The sequence below is a fragment of the Paenibacillus sp. CH40 genome (assembly GCF_024213605.1).
GTDB lineage: Bacteria > Bacillota > Bacilli > Paenibacillales > Paenibacillaceae > Paenibacillus > Paenibacillus polymyxa_B.
Genome location: NZ_JANAVQ010000001.1, coordinates 375,058 through 396,147 on the forward strand (window position 1 = coordinate 375,058; position 21,090 = coordinate 396,147).

A 21,090-nucleotide genomic window follows, 5' to 3' on the forward strand; every position below is an offset into this window, starting at 1 on the left:
GTGGAGCACATGGAAAAGCCAGCTGAGGTAAAACGTGAGATTCTACGTTATCGTGACGGTCAGATCAAGCGTTTTGAAGACACTGTGGTGACGGAGCATCCGGTGACCATCAAAATCAATCAGCAGGAATTTGCTACCATGGTTTGTACACCAGAGTATGTGGAGGATATGGCAGTAGGTTTTTTGGCCTCTGAAGGCGTCATTCAACGGTACGATGATATTGAAGATATTTGGGTTCAGGAAAAAGAAGGTTTTGTTCATATTAAAACCCGTCGAATGAATGAGTTTTATCAAAACTTTCATTCCAAACGGTACATTACCTCCTGCTGCGGAAAAAGCAGACAGGGCTTTTATTTTATGAATGATGCCAAAGTGGCAAAAAGAATGAATGACACCCATGTTACGCTGTCTTTTGACGATTGTTTCCGCTTGATGAATTTAATGCAAAGCTCGGCACTTACGTTCCAAGAGACCGGTGGTGTTCATAATGCAGCGTTGTGCGATAAAGACGGGATGATCCTGTCCAGAATAGATATCGGCCGACACAATGCGCTGGATAAAATCTATGGGCATTGCCTAAAACATGATATTGTATTACAAGACAAAATCATAGTATTCAGCGGACGCATTTCGTCTGAAATTTTGTTGAAGGTTGCGAAGATTGGCTGTGAAGTTGTGTTGTCCAAGTCAGCTCCCACAGAGCTTGCACTTGAGTTGGCTGAGGATCTGGGAATTACAACCGTCGGCTTTATACGCAGTCATTCTCTGAATGTATATACGCATACCGAGCGGATTGATGAACTGGTTGAATCTAAAATATAATATACAAATCCTCATTGTACACCGTCATAGTTAACCAGCATGGAATAAAACCTTTCGGGGTATTCATTCATGTTGGTTTTTCTTGGTACATATGTGGTGGACAGTCACTGTACTGAAAAGGAGGGGATGTTAAATGAACTATCATATTCAAGTATTTGCCGGACTTGCGGAACAGATGGGAGGGCCTACAATCACGGTGCCTACTGATCAAGAAACGATGAGCGTTGCCGCGTTAAAAGACTTGCTATCCGAGTGTTTCCCTGAAGCAGCAGCCCAGTTGCAGGGTTCTTTTGTTGCCAGAAATCAAGCCTACGCCGCTCCTGAGGACCTCGTAAGTATCCATGATGAGATTGCGATTATTCCTCCGGTTTCAGGAGGGTAAATTCTATTAATAGAATAAATGAATTTGATAGAATAGGTGCAAGGGGGCAGATCATATGCAATACCGTATTCAGCTATTCGCAGGTATGGCGGAGCAACTTGGTGATGTGATCACGGTAGAACTTTCACAGGAAGCGGTGACCATTGCAGACATTCGAAAAAGGCTGAATGAGCTGTACCCGGAAGTGACTTTACAACTGCCAGGTTCTTTTTTTACCCATCATAAAAAGTTGGCTTCTCCAGATGAACTTGTGCTTCCGTCAGATGCAATTGCTCTTCATCAGTCAGCACCCGGGATGGAGACGGTCGTTTCAAAATGTGGCTTATTTGCCATTACGTACGACCCGATTGATGCCGATGAAGTAACCTCAAAGGTGCTCGACCCTTCTCATGGCGCCTCGCTGACCTTCAATGGTACGACTCGGGAATTTACGCAAGGTCAGCGAACGGTGCTGCTTGAATATGAGGCGTATGTCCCGATGGCCATGAACACGATGAAGCAGATTGGTGACGAAATTGCAGAGCGTTGGCCTTCTACACGTACTGCGATTACACATCGGCTTGGTACGGTAAGAATTGGAGAGACGAGTGTGGTGATTGCTGTCTCTGCTGCACACCGCGATACTTGCTACGAAGCCAGCCGCCATGCCATTGAACGGTTAAAGCAAATCGTACCGATTTGGAAAAAGGAAGTGTGGGAGGACGGCTCAGAATGGAAGGGGCATCAGCTGGGTGGCTGGAACCCTCAAAATACTCCAAAGCTTTCGCATAAGGGCGAGGACATTTGAACTTTTAGCTTGTCTGATCAACTTGTAGCTATCAATGGATAAGTATGGAGGCGTAAATCAACGATGTCAGAAATGGACAAAAATCAGAAAATAGAAGTTGATGCACAAGCAAATGCGCATACGTCTCATGCCCGTTATTCTAGACAGGAATTATTCTCGAAAATTGGACCGACAGGCCAGCAAAATATCCGTAGTAAGCATGTGCTGATGGTGGGGGCTGGCGCACTGGGCACTGCCAATGCTGACATGCTGGTGCGAGCGGGCATCGGACGGCTGACGTTGGTAGACCGTGATTATGTAGATTGGAGCAATTTGCAGCGCCAACAGCTCTATGACGAAGCGGATGCCCGTGGTCAGATCCCCAAGGCAGTGGCCGCGCAGAAGCGATTGCAGCAAATCAATTCGGACGTGGACATTCGTGCTCTAGTCCGGGACGTCTCGCTGGAGGAAATCGACGATATCGCAGCAGGGGTGGATCTTATCGTAGATGCCACCGATAATTTCGATACACGTCTGCTTATGAACGATTATGCGGTCAAGCACCGAATTCCCTGGATTTATGGAGCGTGTGTAGGCAGCTACGGGACAACCTTTACCATCGTGCCAGGACAGACACCGTGCTTGCATTGCCTACTCGGGACCGTACCGCTTGGCGGTGCAACCTGTGATACGGTCGGTGTGATTAGCCCGGCTGTACAGATGGTGGCCGCTTATCAAAGCGCCGAAGCATTGAAGCTGCTCACCGGGGACGATTCGGCTTTGCAAAATAAGCTGATTTCTTTCGACTTGTGGAACAATCAGCATCAGGCGATTCAAATCAGCGCCATGAAGAAAGCCGATTGCCCAACGTGTGGTGAGCACCCAGTGTATCCTTTTTTACAATCGGAGCATCAGGCTAAAACGGCTGTCTTGTGCGGACGAGATACGGTTCAAATCCGCCCTGCCCCGGGTACTGTACGTGATCTGAATGAAGCGGCACGTTTGTTATCCCGTCAGGGGGGCAAGGTGGAGCATAATCCATACCTGGTATCCGTTGTTATCGGAACGCATCGAATTGTTCTTTTTCAGGATGGACGCGTCTTAATTCATGGCACGAAGGACATCGCCGAGGCGAGATCGATTTATCACAAATATTTGGGTTGACCCAATAGATTCGACCGGTTATGAGATGTACAATGTTTCCTTATTTTCGCTATCACATTTCGTCATCTCATTTTGGAATTTATAGGATAGGGGAAAAACAAGTTGAAAAAGAAATTTGGGTACATATTCACGTTCGTTGGATTGTTGGCATGGGTTCTGGCGGGCTGCTCGTCTCCGACTGCTGTACAATCGGCACAGTCCGCACCCAAGACAGAACTAGTTGTATCTGCCGCTGCAAGTCTTCAAGATAGTCTGAATACGCTCAAAGGCAAGTATGAGAAACAGCACCCAGATATCAAACTTACCTTTAACTACGCTTCATCTGGTACATTACAAAAACAGATTGAGCAAGGCGCACCCGCTGACGTATTTATTTCGGCAGGCATGAAGCAAATGAAGGCATTAACCGATGCTTCATTGGTGGAAAAGGATAACGTGCTGCTTCAAAATAAACTGGTTGTGGTTATTCCGCAAGATAAGGCGAAAAGCACAGATAACAAAAGCATTACGCTCAATGACTTGATGGGTCCTTCTTTCCTGAAAGTGGCTGTTGGGGAGCCTACTACCGTTCCCGCTGGACAGTATTCCAAAGAATCGTTAACGAAGGCTGGACTATGGGACAAGCTGGAATCTAAGATGGTATTCGCCAAGGACGTAAGACAGGTATTAAATTATGTTGAAACAGGCAACGCCGATGCAGGACTCGTCTATTTAACGGATGCCAAATCATCCGATAAAACGGTCATAGCACTGGAAGTGCCCGAGGAATTGCATGCACCCATCCTGTATCCTGAAGGCATTGTAAAAGCAACCAAACATAGCCAGGAAGCAGGCGAGTTTCTTGATTTTCTACGGACAGATGAAGCAATGAGTGTGTTCAGTAAAGATGGATTTTCAGCCCCCACAGAAATGACGGGAAAATAGAATTCACAGATAAAGGAGGGGGTCCCGTTGGATTGGTCAGCTTTTCTTCCTCCGGTTATCGTATCTGTTAAAGTCGCTGTCGTCGCCAGCATCATCGTCTTTTTATTAGCTACTGTGGTAGCGCGAATGATGGCGAACTGCACGCCGCGGAGGGGGACCAGCGTGATCGAGACCGTCCTACTTCTTCCGCTCGTTTTGCCTCCCACTGTTGTCGGCTTTATTTTGCTCATCTTGCTGGGAAGGAAAAGCTGGATCGGCACAGCCTTCGAAAGCCTGTTCGAGCAGACGATTGTATTTACGTGGGGAGCTGCAGTGGTGGCGGCCGTAGTTGTTGCTTTTCCACTGGCTTACCGTACGATTAAAGCAGGATTTGAAGCTGTAGACCCGGAGGTAGAGCAGGCTGCACGTGCGCAAGGTGCCAACGAATGGCAAGTGTTTCGCCACATTACGATGCCCCTTGCCTATCGACCGCTCATATCAGGATACATTCTCGGATTTGCCCGAGGGTTAGGGGAATTTGGCGCTACGCTGATGCTGGCAGGTAATATTCCTGAACAGACCCAAACTCTGCCTACAGCAATTTACACTGCGTCCGAGGTCGGAAATATGACACTCTCCTGGAGCTGGGTAGCCGTCATCATTTTATTCTCTTTTATCATGTTGATGCTTTCTAATCGACTGGTAAAGGATTAGTCCGTCTGGAGTAAGAACATGCGCAGTCTGACGATAGGGCAGCTGCGGCAACGTTATAGAGCAGCTTAGATCACCAAGAAACCCTGCGATTACTAAAACGCAGGGTTTCTTGTTCCTTTCGACAGCGATTACGGTGACCTCCCGGTCCTTGGTATCGCGCATTAGGTTGCACTAATGGCCGATGCCATAGAACAGATTTAGTAGAATCATGGTACAATTTACAAGAAAAACAAAGGGGGATGAGGAACATGAAGAAATTCGGGCAAATGTTTCTGGTAGGTTTATCCATGGCTTTCGGACTTGGTCTGGTGGCCGGAAATGTGCAACCTCCCGCCGCTTCCGCGGCCGGTACAGAATATTATGTGGCCACGAGCGGCAGCGACTCTAATGCCGGAACGAACGATGCGCCGTGGAAGACGTTGCAGCACGCGGCCGACGTGGCTCCTGCGGGCAGCACGGTTTACGTCCGAGGCGGAGTGTACAAGCAGAAATTAAAGATTACCCGCTCTGGCTCCGCTTCCCAGGTCCCAGGGTCCCATTGTGTTCACCAACTATGGGACAGAGACCGCCATTATTGATGGCAGCGGACTTTCGGTTAGCGGGAACGAAGGGCTGATCGAACTGGCCGATGTCAATTACGTTACTGTTCAGGGGTTTGAAATCCGCAATTTTACCGCTGCTTCCAAGAACGTGGTGCCTGTAGGTATTTATGTCCACGGTTCGGGCGGCTTCATTAATCTGTCCAACAACAAAATCCATGACATCAAAAACACGGTCACCCCGATCGGCAAAGATCGGCTGGGTCGGGATGCTCACGGTATCGCTGTTTACGGCACGAAAGCTCCGGCTTCGATTCACGACCTTACGATCAGCGGCAATGAGCTGTACAATCTCGTGCTGGGCTCCAGCGAATCGCTCGTTTTGAACGGCAACGTGGATGGCTTTGTGGTGACCAACAACCTCATTCACGATAATGACAATATCGGGATTGATTTGATCGGCTTTGAGGGAACTGCGCCGAATACCGCTTACGATCAGGCGCGGAACGGGTTGGTGAAGGGCAATCGGGTATATAATAATTCAGTTCAAAATAACCCATCTTACAAGAGCGATGACAACTCGGCCGGCGGCATTTATGTAGATGGAGGCAAGGACAGCATTATTGAGCAGAACTACAGCTACAACAACGATATCGGCGTCGAAATTGCCTCTGAGCACGCCGGTAAAGCAACCAGTAATATTACGGTCCGCAGCAACGTGATATATAACAACCGACTGACCGGCATTGCCATGGGCGGTTACAATGAGGAGCGTGGCTCCACGGTAAACTGCAAGATCGTGAACAATACACTATACAAGAACGATACGTTTGACGACGGAAGCGGTCAGCTTTTGGTTCAATATGATACGCGAAACAACGTGATCAAAAACAATATTTTCGTGGCCAGCTCCACGGATATGCTGATCTCCAATGGATACACCAAAAATTCCGGCAATGTTGTGGATTATAATTTATATTTTGCTCCAGGCGGTAGCTCAGAGGCCAATTGGACTTGGAAAAATAAAGAGTATACGGGATTCTCCGCATATAAATCAGGAACCGGCAACGATACGCATTCTCTATTTGCCGATCCTAAATTCGTGAATGCCGCGAACAACGACTTCCATTTGCAGTCTTCGTCACCTGCGATCGATGCCGGGAACACGGACCGTGCCATCATTGGAACACTGGATATCGACAGGGAGCCGCTGTGAACATCGGTGCCTACGAGTAATTCCTATATTTTATGACAAACAGTGCATGGCGAAACTATGCGGTGCCATTGCTTGTACGTTTTTAAAATTTTAAAACACCTTCAAAGTGAAACCCCATGTCGTAAGATATGGAGATAACCTTGAAGGTGTTTTTGCGTTGGCAACAAGATTAAGCTGTCCTCGGAAAGTAAAAATGGAAGTCATACAAATGAGATTAGAAAGTTGTTCCTGTTCGATAGGTTCCGATTAACGTAGTTGTTGCACACCTTTTAACCATACGGATTTGATCGACAAAGTATCCGAGATGTTGGTTGTCGGATCACCGTTTACTAGTATAAGGTCAGCGAGCGAACCTTCGGCAATACAGCCGCGATCGTTAAGCCCAAAGCAACGGGCCGGTTTCGCGGTAGCCGACTGAAGCGCTTCTATGGGAGTAAATCCGGCCTCAACCAGCAATTGCATTTCATGATGAACGCTGGCTCCATGAGCAAGGCCGCCAAGATTGGGAACAGGAACGGGGGCGACATCCGTCCCGACCAGAATATCCACACCGGCACGGTGAAGATCCATCACATTTTTAAAGCTATTCTCCAAATTGCCTTGCGGGAAAGTATGGAAGCTTGAGTTCAAAATATCGATCCATTCCGGACTTAATTTGGAATAAACACGTGAATCATTCGCCAATTCTGATGCCGGATTCCCCAGAATGGATGAGTTCAATACCAAGCACGGTATAACAAATGCGCCTGAATCCGCTATGGATTTCACCAACTCAGATGTGTATTCGGGCCTGTCGAGAAATAAGTGACCCAATCCGTCGACTCCCATATCGATGGCGGTTTGCGAAGAGTGAGCCGTCAAGACGTGAGCTATGACTATTTTATCGAGCTTATGGGCTTCTGCCACGGCTGCTTTTAAAATCTCGTCGCTTAAAATAGGCAGTCCAGGGGCACCCAAGACCGTCCCTTCTTCAATCATGATTTTAATAAAGTCGGCGCCACTCTCCACCTGGGTATGCACATGTTTGATCGCTTCTTCTACTGTCGTCACTTGGGGCACTTTTTCGTGATCGTGAGCGTAGGCGGCTAGCATAGCTTCCCGGTCTTCCTTGGGTAACTTCTCCAATTCCTTTAATACGAACTCAGGAATTTCATCCTCATCCTGCAATAATTCATCCGGATGACCACCTGGAGCAGTGATCGCTGTGCCGGCGGAACGGACTTCGGCGACGTCATTCACGTTTTTTAACTGGATCTTGCGCCCTCTTTCTGTAAAACTGCCGTTCATTTCGAGTTCTGTCGTGACGCCGAATTTTAAAGCATCTCGTAACCCACCGATTGAAGTGTGGACATGCGCATCAATCAGGCCAGGCAATAATGTCGCATTTTCCCCATCGATGATCGTTGCATGCGTGGGAAGGTCTCCGCCTACCGAAATAATGGTTTCCCCCTGGATGACAACATTTCTGGGCTCAATAACTTTTTCTCCATCGAAAATACGTACATTCGTAATCGCTGTAACTTTTTCTACCGTAGAGCTTTGAGTTACATTCTTCATGTCGTTCCTCCTTAGTGTTCAGTTTCAAACACTTAGAATTCTAACTATTAGTTTTATAACTGTCAATAAACTGATTTTCATTTGACAAACAGTTTAGAGATTTATATAGTTTATTTATTGACAATTAGACTTCTAATAATTTGAGGAGGTACGATTATGAAAACCCAAAAGGATACGGTTTATCTGGATTTGTTTCAGATTATTGGTCTTAAGTTAAAGAAAAGAGCGGACGAGAGCATAAAAGAGTTGGGATTAAATGCTCAACAAGGAAAAATGATTAGATATATCTACGAGAATCAAGAAAATAATTTAATTCAGAAGGATCTGGCCGATCGGTTTCATCTGCGCGGAGCCAGCATTACAAGCATACTTCAAGGTCTTGAGCAAAAAGGATTCATCGAGCGCAAAATCCCGGCCAATAATGAGCGGCAAAAAAATATTTATGTTTTACCAAAAGCCATTGAATTGATTGAAGCTTTTAGCGACTCTTTTCAAAAGGTGGAGGACGAAATTGTTCAAGCCCTGACCGAAGAGGAGAAGCAAATCTTAGAGGAAATGTTAAACAAAATTAATGAACGTTTATAATTTTAGATAAAATCATGTTCCAAAAATCACTTTCGCTAGTCTCTGTTTTATAGGAGAGGAATCGGTTATGATGGATATAGTAATAGGAATTTTAGTAGATTTTAGGAGAGCGGTGCGATATGAGAAGGGAAACGGGTTTTAACGAAATTATTCGAAAAGTACGTAAAGAGCTGTTTGGGAAAGGCCCGGAGCGCATACATACAACCTTTGTAGATAATATGGCCATCACGATGCTGTATGGAAATTTAACCCCATCTGAAAAGTTTCTGGCACAAGAAGAATCTGGGAAAGAGATGGTGCATGCAGCTCGAACCAAAATGGTTCAAAAAATATATCCTACACACTTCAATAAAGAACTAGAGGATTACATGGGTTCCCGGCTGCTGCACCTCTTTTCAGATATTAAAGTGGAGGAAGATATAGCCATCTCCGTTTTTGTATTTGAAGATAACATTACCGCAAAATAAAAAGAAGGCGGAACCGATATAGCATCCATATTGTTGGAGAGTTCGGCTACACCCTCGATTTAATTAACGATGTCCTAATTGGAATGGAATGAATAGAGAGTTTTTTCTGTTTACACGTTTTTTCTTCTTCGATATTGATATTGGGACCATTGGTACAGAACAAAACATCCTATGCAAAAACCAAGGATAGCCACCAAAGCCGCCACTAGGACCATGGCCGAAAATACATAAGCGACAATACTCCACTGGAGCATAAATCCTACCCAAGCGACCAGCAGAAAAAAGACGGCAAGAAGCTGATTAAACCTTTGCTGTTCTCGGTTCTCCTGCACATATGAGGAGGGGCTTTTCTTCAAGAAAAGCTTGGCTATCCGCATTACTGGATTGAAGTTAAAAAGGACGCCGAGCAACCCCGCGATAAGAGGAATAACTAGCACCCCATATCCCCCTGTAATCCAAGTAAAAACTACAGATAAAACAATTACCCATTGATTAGCCCTGACTAACGGGCGCGGAATGGATGGATTTTGGCTCAAATATATCATCCTTTTCATATCGGAATAAATTCAAAGATGGAAATATTATAGCCTAACATTTGGGGAATAGATACCAAAAAACCAAAGACTCTGCAAGCCCATCTGCTAAGGTTTTTTGTCTTGCTTAATTCCTAGCAATGCATAATCCAATTTGTTACAATTCTTATATACGCCTATTGGGGAAGATAGACATTGTTGTACTCTATGCGCAAATCACGGATCAGGAAAGGGACCTACATAGTTTATGAAAAAAAATGATTTTGGAAATAGGATGAAGGAATATGAAAATGCCTATAGATTAAGCCTACCACGCCGTTTACCCGTAATTATCAGAATTGATGGTGCGCATTTTCATACCTTTACACGTGGGATGACGAAACCTTTTGATGAGAAACTAATTTTTGCATTATGGGAGACGTGTAAATATTTGGCCTATAACATTATGGGGTGTAAATTGGTGTATCATCAGAGCGATGAAATCTCACTGCTTCTTACGAATTATGATAAATTAACGACGCAATCCTGGTTTGAAAATAATCTTCAAAAGATGGGAATTTGCATTACCAAACAACAGTACAACAAAGGCGAAGCCGTCAGAAGCAAGTGGGATGTTGATCATGAGACACCGATTTTTTCACAGAATAGAGATTATATTAACCAATATGTATACTTGGACAAGGATGTGTAGATTTGGAGTGTGTCATTTTTATAGGAATTCAGGCTTCGGGCAAGTCGACATTTTATAAAGAACATTTCTTCAAAACACATATGCGAATAAACCTTGATATGCTTAAAACACGGAATAGGGAAAATATTTATCTACAAGCCTCCATCGAAACCATGCAGCGCTTTGTTGTAGACAATACAAATGCTACCGTTATAGAACGGAAGAAATATATAGATGCTTGTAAAAATAAGGGATTTAAAATTATTGGCTACTATTTTGAACCCGATTTTGCAGAATCTATTAAGCGTAATGAGCAGCGTACAGGCAAAGAGTATATTCCTGAAATCGGTATTAAAAGTGTTATGAGTAAACTAGAGGTCCCAAGCTACGAAGAAGGATTTGATGAACTCTATAGCGTGATTTCCATTGAAGGAACGTTTCAGATCAAAAGGCTACTGGAAAACCATACAATATAGGGGGACTACCATGAACATACCTGAGAGATTCATCAAACGTTTTCCAGCATACGAAGATGTATTTGCCAGCGATCTTGAACATCATCGCAAGCACTTTCTGCCGATTTGCTCGATTAATCTTCAGTTTTTATTCCCGGAGCAGGACGAGTGGCTGCATTTTGTTTCCGTAAAAGAAATCTACGAAGGCTGTGTGGGTGAAAATACTCAGCAATTTCATACCTCATATACCAAGGAAGATATGCTGGGTTTCGATGTAATTGACGGCAAATACAAATTCGAAGCAGACTGGAATTATTTTAGTCTCCATCAGAAAGAGCAATTGGAAGCTACCTATGAAGCGCTGAAATCTACCGGGGATAAAGCGTACCTACGTATGAAGAGAGAAGTCATGGCGTTGGACGGACTGGAACAGGTGTACATGGCTAATGAACAAGACTACCAAGCTCGCAAAGCATTTTTCCTAGAAAACAATAAAATTTATCCATATTCCTCCTTTGGAGAGGCCAAAAAGTCTGTGGAAGAGCTCATCCGTGATTTTGAGGAAAAGCAATCCAGCGGTTGGGGGCTGAGTTTCCCTGAAGTTAACGGTATTTTAGAGGATATCGCATTTCAGTCTGACAAGGCTCAAAGTTTTATCAAGGAATATGACGAATCTCTGGAAGAGATGCTCCAGTTCGAGCAAACCAATCTGCTTCATGTGCCTAAGCGTCCCAATGGTGAGACATTTACCTATATCGGTTCCATTACCGGATATTATTTTCAAGCATGTGGGGCGGATACCGTATATTTATTTTACGACCAAGAATTAAGAAAAGCGGTAATTTGCTTCGAATATTCATAAGTATATAAAAAAACTCCCATCAAGGGAGTTTTAATATTTATTTCTTATTCATCTCCACATCATGCTCTTTGGCAAGTGTGTTGACCTGTTCACCAAAATCTCTGAATAGCTTTCTACCTTCGCTGAGCTTAGTGTTACTTTCATTGATTAAGTTCAGATCCTGTTTATCCAATGCATCGAGCATCTTAATGAAGGCTTCCTTTTGAGTACTAGCGGCCTTGATGTAGGTTTCGTGGACGGCTCTTACCTCAGGAGTTTCCGTCTTTACAGCTTCTAACTTATCAACAAATTTAGTGTATCCCGGGATGATATCATCTTTTAAAGCATTATATAGTGTTACATCATCTGTAAAGTTATCTCCAGTCACAGCTTCATACTTTTCAGTAACTGCTTTTTCATCTTGTGCCAAAGGAAGCATTCCATCATTGACATACGTAATTAAATCTTTTTTTATCGGATCGGTAGAGCAAGCTGCCAAAATAGAGAAGCAACATAATACTAACATAAACACGCTAAGTTTTTTCATCTGTATTCCCCTTTTTTATGTATGTTATGGGTAATTCGATTCTTTCAATAGTCGGAAAGAACTATCCATATTATTTAATTATATCGTATAAATAAGAGAATGGTAGGATTTTTATGGTAAAATAGTGTCAAAATTAAGTTGATTAACCTAAACCTATTCATTCGTATTACAAATAAGAATATTTTAAGAAGTATATTCCATTTGAACCAATAGTGTATTATGATAGAGCCATACAGCCTAGAAATCGCCCTGGTTTATCCGGGGATAGCGGGAATTCCTTAAACCATTTGAGAGGGGATTTCAGTATGAAGAAGTTCAAAAAGGCTATTGCAGTAATGTTAAGCATGATGCTCCTGTTTGCTTTCGAAATGACTGCGAATGCGAGTGAAAACACGGAGGCTGCATCGGATCAAGCGATTAAAGCGGAATCTGAGATTCAGCTAACAACTGTCAATGAAGACGTAATTAAGCGTTTAACACGGGCAGACAAGACAGACAGCGTTACGTCTTCGGTTTATGTCATGCAAGAAAATCTCAACTTCAATACACCAGAGACAACCTCATTGAAAAGGGAATCCATTTCTTCGCTGAAAGCAAGCCCAATGGCTGCTTTAGCCACAGCTTCTTCTGCTACGTATTCCGGTACGATTACGCAAGAGGGAGGCACACAATTTTTATATCCGATTTATTTGCAGCCTGGTGAATTGTTGCAGTCCCAGTTGGATGGTCCATTTTCAGCCCAGCTTGACTATGACTTATACTTATATGAGTTTGATATGACGACAGGTGACATTAATCCTAATGCCATTGACGCATCTACCTATGGTACTTATTTTAACAATTATGAACAGGGTGCTGCCTCACTTCCTGAAAACGTAGGAACCCGTAACACTGCCGGATATGAAAAGGCATATGCGATTGCTGTCCATGCCAAAAAGGGTTCCAGCATCAATGATCCTTTCTATCTAACGGTCGATACAAGTTCCAGCTACGATGCATATGAACCAGATGAGAGTGCTTTCCATGCCTATAACTTTACCTTTAGTACGGGTGGTTCGTCGCTTAATTCACGCTCCATTCATTCAGGCATTGATAACGACTGGTACCAAGTTACGATCCCTGCCAGCCGCAATTATGACGCTTTGAACGTAAAGCTTGACAATGTTTCGGACGGCTATGGCTACAAAGCGGAAGTCTACGGAGCTCTTACCGGAAACCAAATGGTGCTTTTGCCGCAAACGAATCATAATGTTAGCTTAAATACAGGAACCTACTATGTGCGAGTGTACACAACAAATCAGTTTTCAGCTGACCATTCATATGCACTCACACTTAAACCGGTGCTTCGGGCTGGGAAAGTTGTAATTACCGGTTATGATTCTTCTAAAAATGGGCCTAATGACTACCCAACCTATTCTTATGGGCGCCATTATCGAGTTAATGGAAGTAGTAGTTTTACTGTGAAGGGTGTGGTTACTACAACTGACAATTATCCAGTTGCAAATGCTCCTGTTGACGTAACATGGTTGAATCAAAACTGGAGCGAAAGCAGCGGAAATCGCACTCGCACAGGTACTGCATATACGGATCAGAATGGAGTTTTTAGTGTTACTCTTTCCCTGCCACCTTCAACTGGAAGTATTGCAGAATATCTGTCTGGAGCTATCAGTTTCACACACTATTTTGATCTTTCAGGGGTAGCTGCTCAGGTGAGAGGTACTTCGAATATAGCCACAGATGTTGTATATCACTTTGCTTACAGTATTTATGGAGGGTGATAGATGGGGTTATAAAGCAATTACTTAAGGTGAATTGTTGCTTGAATGAAATAAAAGTAGTTTGTTTCAATATTTGTTCATTATTGGGACAAAGCGTATATTCATTCCATATATGCTTTGTCCGATATATATAGAAACAGGGTCACATTACACTATACATACGCCTTAGATTGCCTGTTACAAACATGACAGGAGGAAATAGAATGAATTTTGGACCTCTTAGAGCACAGCAAGCGATTCTTAATGCAAGTAGTTTACGGATCAATCCGACAAGCAAGCAAGCTCCACCACCCCAGCTTCATGAAGAACAGGTCTCCAGAGTGGTAGTTCAAGACTCCGTGGAGATTAGTGAAGCTGGTAGACAGTTGGCCGAAGGGGCTATTGTATCACAGGCTGCCAAGTATTTCGGTACAACACAGATTAATGATTCATTAAACCGGGTTTTGGAAGGTCAGCCAGAAGAAGTGTCTAATGCAGTGTACAGTATGATTCAATCTAATTTTATCGTCGACGGAACAGTAACGGATGAGAGTCAGCGAGCTGTGCTGCTGGAGATGGGAGTTACTCAATCCAAGTATATTGCTGATCATTACATGGAAGGCGACAAGGCCAAAGAATTTCTCGAAACCATGAACCAGATCGCTGGTATTGCTTTAACACGATCCACTGATCTAGAGACCGGAGATATTAGCTACACGACTCCAATAGATCGTCCGTCAGGTGCTCCTGAGGATTATGTCAAGCTATCAGAAGTGATGAAGCAGGTCGATCCTCAAAAATACACGGCGTACATGAATGATATTAAAGGTGGAGGAAATGGGCTGAGCCAACTGTTAAATTTTGCGCAAAAGGTTCCTCAACATCCCGATTGGATTGAGAAATACAAGGAACGCACGGGACAGAACGCAGAGTTGCTAAATAACACACCGTTAAACAATCGGTTTGACAAAGCTAATACGACATCAGCTTCTGGTTTTATGAACAGTATGCAAAATCTTCTTAAGGAATCTTCCGCTACTCAGGATTCTTACATGCAAAATATGCGAGGATTTTTTCGGAACTTGGGCGTTCAGATTCATTAGTATCCTCAAATAATTTGTCAGTTCTGTTTACATCCTGCTAGGAACGAAGTATAATAGCTTCAAAACATACTCGTGATATAGAGGAAGCACCTCAAACCTAGGCATTAATGCCTTCGTTTGAGGTGCTTTTTCTATTTTACCCGAAGCGAGTTTGTAAAACTTTTTGAAAATAAAATAAAGTAAGGAGAAGTGTATGTATCGAAAAAATAAGCGAAAGGTAAGGAAGTGGGGGTATGGATTTTTGGCTGTAGTCCTACTATTAACGATGATTCCCATATTTCCGGAAAGGGTATCAGCTGCTGCTCAGGAGATCATGGGGGGCCCTTTTTGCCAAAACAATTTGCCGGGTGGAGGCGATAGTTGGGGTTCTTGGTCAGGAAATGGGATAGGAGCAACGGAAGTATATACTGGCATGGGTTCGGCCAGGTATAAATGTGATGGTACTACGCAGCCGACAAATCGTTTTATTGATATTGGAAGATCCATTAAGACTTCGGATTACAGGATTTTTGTTTACATTGAAGGGTCTTATCATACTGATATATATGCATCTAATAACGCAGCAGGCGACAGTTGGAGGCCTAATGGAACGAACTTATATACATGGACTAATGTAACGAAATTCTATGCGGATAGATATTATCAGGGAAAATGGTTAGATATCACCGACTCTATTACATTAAGAGATGTTCGATATTTCAGAGCGGTGGGAGATAGCCAACAGACAAGTGCTGAAATATCCAAGTTTGGAATCCGTGTTATTCCCAAATCGGACCTAATGCCTAAACCACCTCAGATCCATGCAGGTACAGAGGGACAAGCGATCACAGGATGGACCAAAGAACCTGTAACCGTGTGGATAAATGGGGACGTGGCTCCTGAAGGACTAAAATACTATGAATATAGCCTGAATGGAGGAGCATTTCAGCAATACACCGGGCCTTTCACTGTCTATGAACATGGTGTAAATACAATCTATGCCCGGACGGTGGACGTAAATAATCAGTATAGTGGTCTTTCTTCTGGGAATGTCCGAATAGACAAGATGCCTCCAACTCCACCCACCCTAAGCGCAACGGGAAATAGTAATGACCACACCATTTCATTACAGCCGGGAACAGACGATTATTCTGGACTAGCCCATACTCAATTTCGTTTGACGGGCGTTGTGAATCAAGATTGGCAGGACTATGTTGGAGTGTTTCATGTGAATAAAGATGGCAAAAGCACGGTTTATGCACGCTCCATTGACAGCGTCGGTAATGTGAGCCAAGAAGTAAGCAAAGAAATCACGATTGATAAAAAGGGACCGACTACTCCTGTCATCCGGGCTAGTGAAACAGGTCCAACGAACCGTGATGTAAATATAGCTATTGATTCAGGAAGTGACTCTACAAATGGAATTAAGATGACACAGTATCGCTTGGGTCCATTAGGGGAATGGCAGACATACAATGGCACTTTTACATTAAACGCAGAAGGGTCTTACGAATTAGCAGCACGGACGATCAATAATCTCGACGTGTCTAGTCCAATCGTGACTCAATCGGTTATGATTGATCGAACCCAACCAACCCCTCCAAAAGTGACGTTTTCCGAGGTGACGACACCTACTCGATATACCAATAAGCCAGTGGAGTTTGCTCTATCGGGTGCGACGGATACTACAGCAGTACATTATGAATATCAATTGGATTCTGGCGCTTTTGTGTCTGATTCATCAGGAATATTAAAGAGTTCAGGGATCATACAAGTGACTGCCCAAGCTGTAGATGCAGCTGGAAATCGAAGCGATCCGGTGTCCGTAATGTCTTATATTGATTTGGAGCCACCGACGATCCAACTGACGCCGGATTCGCGTGAATGGAAAGATACCCCTATTCATGTGAGGATACGATATTCCGATCAGCATTCGGGGATTGAGTCGTCGACAATGCAGTATAAAATCACGAACAGCCCTGATTCACCTGGAAACTGGGATACTGCAGCCGATACAACAATCCAGATGGATCTTTCAGATGAAGGTGAATGGTATGTTCATGCCAAGGTCAAAGACAGGGTGGGTAACATTTATGAAACGGTTAGCAGTGCACTTCGCATTCAAAAGCAGCCCCAGTCGGTTGTGCTCTCTGCGACATCCGTACGAAATACGGAAGCTGATTTGCAGTGGACTCTCCCGTCTGGCCTTGATGATGGTTACGTTTATACAGTCCGAAATCTAACAACTAATGAGGTTTGGGATGTTACGCATCCAACAAATTCTTTTACAGTTAGGGGGCTACAAGAAGGACGGCAATACGAATATGAAGTGCGTTCCAGTAACCATGTAGGAGGCAATGCATATTCCAATCGAGTCCATGTATTAACGTTACCTGATGCTCCTGATCATATCCAGTTACAACCTGTCTCTCGTCATTCTACAGAAATCATGGCTGATTTTACGCCAGTTTTCTCAGCTAACAAATATAACATTACAGCAGCGGACGTAAGTACGGGAGAAATCATATTTAGGAATACCGTTACACAGGATGTGTATAATCCAATTACAGGAATGAAGCCTGGTCAATATTACGATGTTTCTGTATCAGCTATTAATGACACTGGAGAGGGTACAGCAAAGCATGTATCTTTTCTAAGCCTACCAGACAGCCCGAACGGATTCCGGAATGTAACTGTAAGAGAAGATGGAATCGATTTGAAGTGGAATTCTGTAATCACTGCCACCTACTACGCCCTAGAACGTGACGAAGTCTCGGTTTATAACGATGTGTATACAGAATTTACCGATACTGATCTTCAGGCAGGAACAGAGTATGGTTATAACGTTTCCGCTGAAAATGCAACAGGATTCGGAGACTATGCCCATCTAGGAGTCATCACTTTACCTGATCGAGTAACTACAATATCAAGTGTGACGAAGGATGTGTATGCTATCGGTGTTGCGTGGCAGGATGTGCAGGGGGCTGAAGGATACATCTTGAATGTTAACGATGAACCGAAGGTGCGGGTTGCACGTGGTATCCATTCATATACTTTTGAGGGCTTGCCTGCGGGTAGATCTGCCAATATTAAAATACGAGCCTACAATCGAAGTGGTACAGGTAAAGATACATCTATCAACGCATTAACACTACCTGATTCAGCTGTGCAACTTGCAACTGAAGATGTTCGCGAGCACGATGCCACGTTGATATGGGCCCCGGTTGATGGGGCAACTCAATATAAGGTAACGATCAACGGTCAAGATTATTATAGTACGGAACCACGTGTGGTTGTATCTGGTTTAACAGGTGGGAGAAACTATGATTTTCAAGTGAGCAGTGGGAACAGTAGTGGTTTCAGCCAGCCAGCGTTGGGTAAGCTGCTGACACTTCCTCCTCAAGCACAAAATGTTAATGTTACAGAACTTGAGGATGGCCAGATTTTACTGAGCTGGGATGAAATCAAGAGCGCTTATCAATATACTGTAACCCGTAAAGATACGGGGGAAGTTTTTAACACCAGAGATACTCATATTAAGCTTTCAAATATCCAGCCTGGTATGATTTACTCGTTTGGTATACAGGCCGTGAATACAACGGGGAGAGGTAATATAACTCCCTTTACGCATCGCGCTTTGCCAGGTCAAATACCAGACAATAGATTGACTGTGAAAGAAGTAACAGATACCGATTTGGTTGTTACGTGGAAAGAAGCTCCGGGTGCAGATGCTTACAATGTCTACCAAAACGGGGGGCTTATCGGTCATACGACCTCCCATGAATTTAAAGTAGATGGATTGGATAGTTCTACATTGTACCGTATTACCGTCAAGCCATTGAACACAAGTGGTGAAGGTAAGCAGACAGAAGGTCAGGTCGAGACGCTGCCGTCTCCAGCGTTTGCATTTTCGAAGACAGAAACAACGAATAGTGAGTTTATCATCCATTGGGAGTCAGACCATGAGAATGATATTTTCGTCCTCGCCAGTGAAGGAGTAGAACTATATCGTGGTAAGGAACGAAGCTATATCTGGAGAGAACTTAAAGAGAAGCAATTGTATAAAGTTCAACTATGGGCAGAAAATAGTCAAGGAAAACGCACAGAGGCAAAACAAGCGAATGGAAAAACAACGGGTAATACTGCGGACGCAGGGGGTGGAGCAGGAGGGGCGGAGAGTGTAAGACTGATTCAGCCTGTTGTAAAGGAATCGTTAGAAGCAGAGTATATTCAAGATTCAACCGTTGAGAAGAAGCCAAATCATTTTAGCGACATTGATCGGATATTTAATAAAGAAAAAATAAATGTGCTTGCCGATTTGGGTATAGTAAAGGGAACAACCCACACGCTATTTGAGCCGAACAGACCTGTAACGCGTATGGAGTTCACTTCTATGCTGGTCCGTTCCTTGAAATTACCGCTCGAAACGGATGTGAATTTAGGCTTCGAGGATATCAATCCATCGGCGTGGTACGTTGATCTGCTCAAAACGGCGATTAAAGATCAGGTCGCTCGCGGGTTTAGTAGTAGAGAATTTGGCCCAGATCGGGTCATTAACCGTGAGCAAGCGGCTAAAATGGTGAATAACATTATTAAGGCTACACCACAGCAAGAAAGCAGTGCATACTCGGATTCCTCTCAAATTGTAGAGTGGGCCAGAAAGGATGTACTTGGTCTAACCGAGATTAATTTAGTACAAGGATATCCAGATGGTAGCTTCCGTGCCAAACAGGAGGTCACACGGGCGGAAGCGGCTGAGATGATTTATAACATGCTACAAATGAAATAGAATAAATCAAGGGGCGGCGTTGGCCAGCCCCTTTTTTGTGTGTAGTAACTTATTCCGCAATAGCGGGGTTTATATTGGATGCTCTGTAGGCAGGAACGCCATTAATGAGTGCGGTTCTTAGCTGAATATATCGTATACCATAATAGGAGGTTGTACTACTCAAGCCGGATGAAAGTACAGTTATTTTATAATATGAAAAAGGAATCTCATTACTAAATTGATAAGTTGTTTTTGCAGTGGTTGGCAAAGTTTCGACTTCACCTAACCTAAACCAATTTTCTCCGTCAATAGAGCCGTGAAAAGAAAATGAAAGTATAAAAGCTCGAGAAGATGGCTGAGCTAAAAGAATATCATTGATCGTCTTGCCTGTATCTAATTTGAAGATGATTTCTCCACCTTTACCGCTTAAACTGCTCTCCCAATAGAGATTATTATCGACTAAAACATTTTTCGGAAAAGTATTTTTAGAATCCCCGTTGGTTGAAACATTTTCCTCTGCTATAACAACAGGATCTACGGAAAAAGTATAGTTATCTGGATTTTGACTGAATTTTGCCATGTTGAAATTCCTCCTTAAGTTTAATTTTTGATTGTGGTGAAAAGGTTGATTTATATCATTTATATGGAACTCTCTATGAATATATTCCTTGATGATAGAATGCACACTAGTGTTTAAGCGGTCCAACATCATAATAGCAAGCTCATTTGCGGGCGGGGAGTTGCATGTTTAGAATATAAATAACTAATTGAGGTGCGAGAAAGGAAATGGATAGAATATGAAAATATACACTTATTATTTGGGAGACGGCATATTCCCTTTGGATTGGGAAGTTTGTTTTAGTACTGTTGAGGAATATAAAAGAAAATTATTTGAGAAGTACACGGCTTCCCAAGAATATAATGATTTTGTAATAGGTGGATTTAATGTGCTTACCGACAAAATAGATGTGATTCTGAATTGAGGCGATGAAAGTAATGGTGCTGAGTTTGCTATTTTTTTTAAAACGAGATGAAGATGGAGATACAATGGTCTATTCCCCACTCCCATTGTCATATTTAGAAAGAAGTTAATACTCTGCTGAAAGAAAAGGAGGAAACCAAGTGATGAATAATGTAAAGCTATCCCGGGTTTCCCTCTGGCTATATGGAGTGCGTTGATTTGTGTCGAAGAGATCTCTACGTTTCGAATTAAGTATCGGAGGTTGCTCCAGAAAGGTATCTGGCAAATTGTTACGGAGCAGTTTTCGGAGTACAGGCACGGATGGGCACCTGCCTACATACAATAAACAGACCGCAAGCCC

20 protein-coding genes are annotated in these 21,090 nt (G+C 43.4%); 16 read left to right on the forward strand and 4 right to left on the reverse strand.

Translation table 11 applies throughout. The features are described from left to right. Nucleotides 1-9 precede the first annotated feature (9 nt). The 8 genes from fdhD to NLX73_RS01670 all read left to right on the forward strand — a co-directional run bounded on the left by fdhD (nt 10) and on the right by NLX73_RS01670 (nt 6,506). Nucleotides 10-822: a formate dehydrogenase accessory sulfurtransferase FdhD gene (fdhD, locus tag NLX73_RS01640; protein ID WP_165178516.1), complete on the forward strand. Its 813-nt coding sequence runs from the start codon at nt 10-12 to the stop codon at nt 820-822. A gap of 133 nt (nt 823-955) precedes the next feature. After that, nucleotides 956-1,204, forward strand: a complete 249-nt coding sequence (locus tag NLX73_RS01645) for a MoaD/ThiS family protein (protein ID WP_165178515.1) — start codon at nt 956-958, stop codon at nt 1,202-1,204. A gap of 55 nt (nt 1,205-1,259) precedes the next feature. After that, nucleotides 1,260-1,991, forward strand: a complete 732-nt coding sequence (locus NLX73_RS01650) for a molybdenum cofactor biosynthesis protein (RefSeq protein ID WP_165178514.1) — start codon at nt 1,260-1,262, stop codon at nt 1,989-1,991. Between the two features lie 63 nt (nt 1,992-2,054). Beyond that, a complete protein-coding gene (locus NLX73_RS01655; RefSeq protein WP_185156298.1) occupies nt 2,055-3,134 on the forward strand; it encodes a thiazole biosynthesis adenylyltransferase ThiF in 1,080 nt (359 codons plus the stop codon). Between the two features lie 102 nt (nt 3,135-3,236). Beyond that, nucleotides 3,237-4,058 (forward strand): molybdate ABC transporter substrate-binding protein, encoded by an 822-nt coding sequence (gene modA / locus NLX73_RS01660; protein ID WP_165178513.1) that lies wholly within the window; start codon nt 3,237-3,239, stop codon nt 4,056-4,058. Nucleotides 4,059-4,085: 27 nt separating this feature from the next. Beyond that, entirely contained in the window at nt 4,086-4,751 is a 666-nt protein-coding gene (modB, locus tag NLX73_RS01665) for a molybdate ABC transporter permease subunit (protein WP_165178512.1), read from the forward strand. 248 nt (nt 4,752-4,999) lie between these two features. Beyond that, nucleotides 5,000-5,329: a right-handed parallel beta-helix repeat-containing protein gene (locus NLX73_RS25190; protein WP_483311695.1), complete on the forward strand. Its 330-nt coding sequence runs from the start codon at nt 5,000-5,002 to the stop codon at nt 5,327-5,329. Further along, nucleotides 5,292-6,506, forward strand: a complete 1,215-nt coding sequence (locus NLX73_RS01670) for a right-handed parallel beta-helix repeat-containing protein (RefSeq protein WP_483311696.1) — start codon at nt 5,292-5,294, stop codon at nt 6,504-6,506. Before NLX73_RS25190 ends, NLX73_RS01670 begins: the two co-directional genes overlap by 38 nt. A gap of 246 nt (nt 6,507-6,752) precedes the next feature. Here NLX73_RS01670 and NLX73_RS01675 read toward each other — a convergent pair whose 3' ends face one another. After that, a complete protein-coding gene (locus NLX73_RS01675) occupies nt 6,753-8,063 on the reverse strand; it encodes an amidohydrolase family protein (protein WP_254325212.1) in 1,311 nt (436 codons plus the stop codon). A 156-nt stretch (nt 8,064-8,219) separates the two neighbouring features. On the opposite strand from NLX73_RS01675, the gene NLX73_RS01680 reads away from it, so the two are divergent. Both NLX73_RS01680 and NLX73_RS01685 read left to right on the forward strand, forming a co-directional pair. Beyond that, entirely contained in the window at nt 8,220-8,648 is a 429-nt protein-coding gene (locus NLX73_RS01680) for a MarR family winged helix-turn-helix transcriptional regulator (RefSeq protein ID WP_250260857.1), read from the forward strand. 119 nt (nt 8,649-8,767) lie between these two features. Next, nucleotides 8,768-9,115: a Na-translocating system protein MpsC family protein gene (locus NLX73_RS01685; RefSeq protein WP_134903409.1), complete on the forward strand. Its 348-nt coding sequence runs from the start codon at nt 8,768-8,770 to the stop codon at nt 9,113-9,115. Between the two features lie 110 nt (nt 9,116-9,225). Here the strand turns inward: NLX73_RS01685 and NLX73_RS01690 are convergent, their stop codons facing one another. Next, nucleotides 9,226-9,660, reverse strand: a complete 435-nt coding sequence (locus NLX73_RS01690) for a DUF4395 domain-containing protein (RefSeq protein ID WP_416381845.1) — start codon at nt 9,658-9,660, stop codon at nt 9,226-9,228. 235 nt (nt 9,661-9,895) lie between these two features. Between NLX73_RS01690 and NLX73_RS01695 the strand changes: the two genes are divergently transcribed. Genes NLX73_RS01695 through NLX73_RS01705 form a run of 3 tightly spaced genes read left to right on the forward strand, consistent with a single transcriptional unit; the run spans nt 9,896 to nt 11,635 of the window. Then, nucleotides 9,896-10,339 carry a tRNA(His) guanylyltransferase Thg1 family protein gene (locus NLX73_RS01695; protein ID WP_254325213.1) on the forward strand — a complete coding sequence of 148 codons (444 nt, stop codon included), beginning with the start codon at nt 9,896-9,898 and terminating at the stop codon, nt 10,337-10,339. Between the two features lie 2 nt (nt 10,340-10,341). Further along, nucleotides 10,342-10,794, forward strand: coding sequence for an AAA family ATPase (locus NLX73_RS01700; RefSeq protein ID WP_254325214.1), 453 nt, complete (start codon nt 10,342-10,344; stop codon nt 10,792-10,794). A 10-nt stretch (nt 10,795-10,804) separates the two neighbouring features. Beyond that, nucleotides 10,805-11,635 carry a siderophore biosynthesis protein gene (locus tag NLX73_RS01705; RefSeq protein ID WP_254325215.1) on the forward strand — a complete coding sequence of 277 codons (831 nt, stop codon included), beginning with the start codon at nt 10,805-10,807 and terminating at the stop codon, nt 11,633-11,635. A 37-nt stretch (nt 11,636-11,672) separates the two neighbouring features. Here the strand turns inward: NLX73_RS01705 and NLX73_RS01710 are convergent, their stop codons facing one another. Next, a complete protein-coding gene (locus NLX73_RS01710; RefSeq protein WP_165178503.1) occupies nt 11,673-12,161 on the reverse strand; it encodes a hypothetical protein in 489 nt (162 codons plus the stop codon). Nucleotides 12,162-12,466: 305 nt separating this feature from the next. Here NLX73_RS01710 and NLX73_RS01715 point away from each other — a divergent pair, with 305 nt between their 5' ends. The 3 genes from NLX73_RS01715 to NLX73_RS01725 all read left to right on the forward strand — a co-directional run bounded on the left by NLX73_RS01715 (nt 12,467) and on the right by NLX73_RS01725 (nt 19,789). Further along, nucleotides 12,467-13,939 (forward strand): Ig-like domain-containing protein, encoded by a 1,473-nt coding sequence (locus NLX73_RS01715; RefSeq protein WP_254325216.1) that lies wholly within the window; start codon nt 12,467-12,469, stop codon nt 13,937-13,939. A gap of 203 nt (nt 13,940-14,142) precedes the next feature. Further along, on the forward strand, nt 14,143-15,021 hold the full coding sequence (locus NLX73_RS01720) for a hypothetical protein (protein ID WP_254325217.1): 879 nt from the start codon (nt 14,143-14,145) through the stop codon (nt 15,019-15,021). 193 nt (nt 15,022-15,214) lie between these two features. After that, nucleotides 15,215-19,789: a fibronectin type III domain-containing protein gene (locus NLX73_RS01725; protein WP_254325218.1), complete on the forward strand. Its 4,575-nt coding sequence runs from the start codon at nt 15,215-15,217 to the stop codon at nt 19,787-19,789. 49 nt (nt 19,790-19,838) lie between these two features. On the opposite strand, the gene NLX73_RS01730 is transcribed toward NLX73_RS01725, so the two are convergent. Further along, entirely contained in the window at nt 19,839-20,348 is a 510-nt protein-coding gene (locus NLX73_RS01730; RefSeq protein WP_250268874.1) for a discoidin domain-containing protein, read from the reverse strand. Nucleotides 20,349-21,090 lie beyond the last annotated feature (742 nt).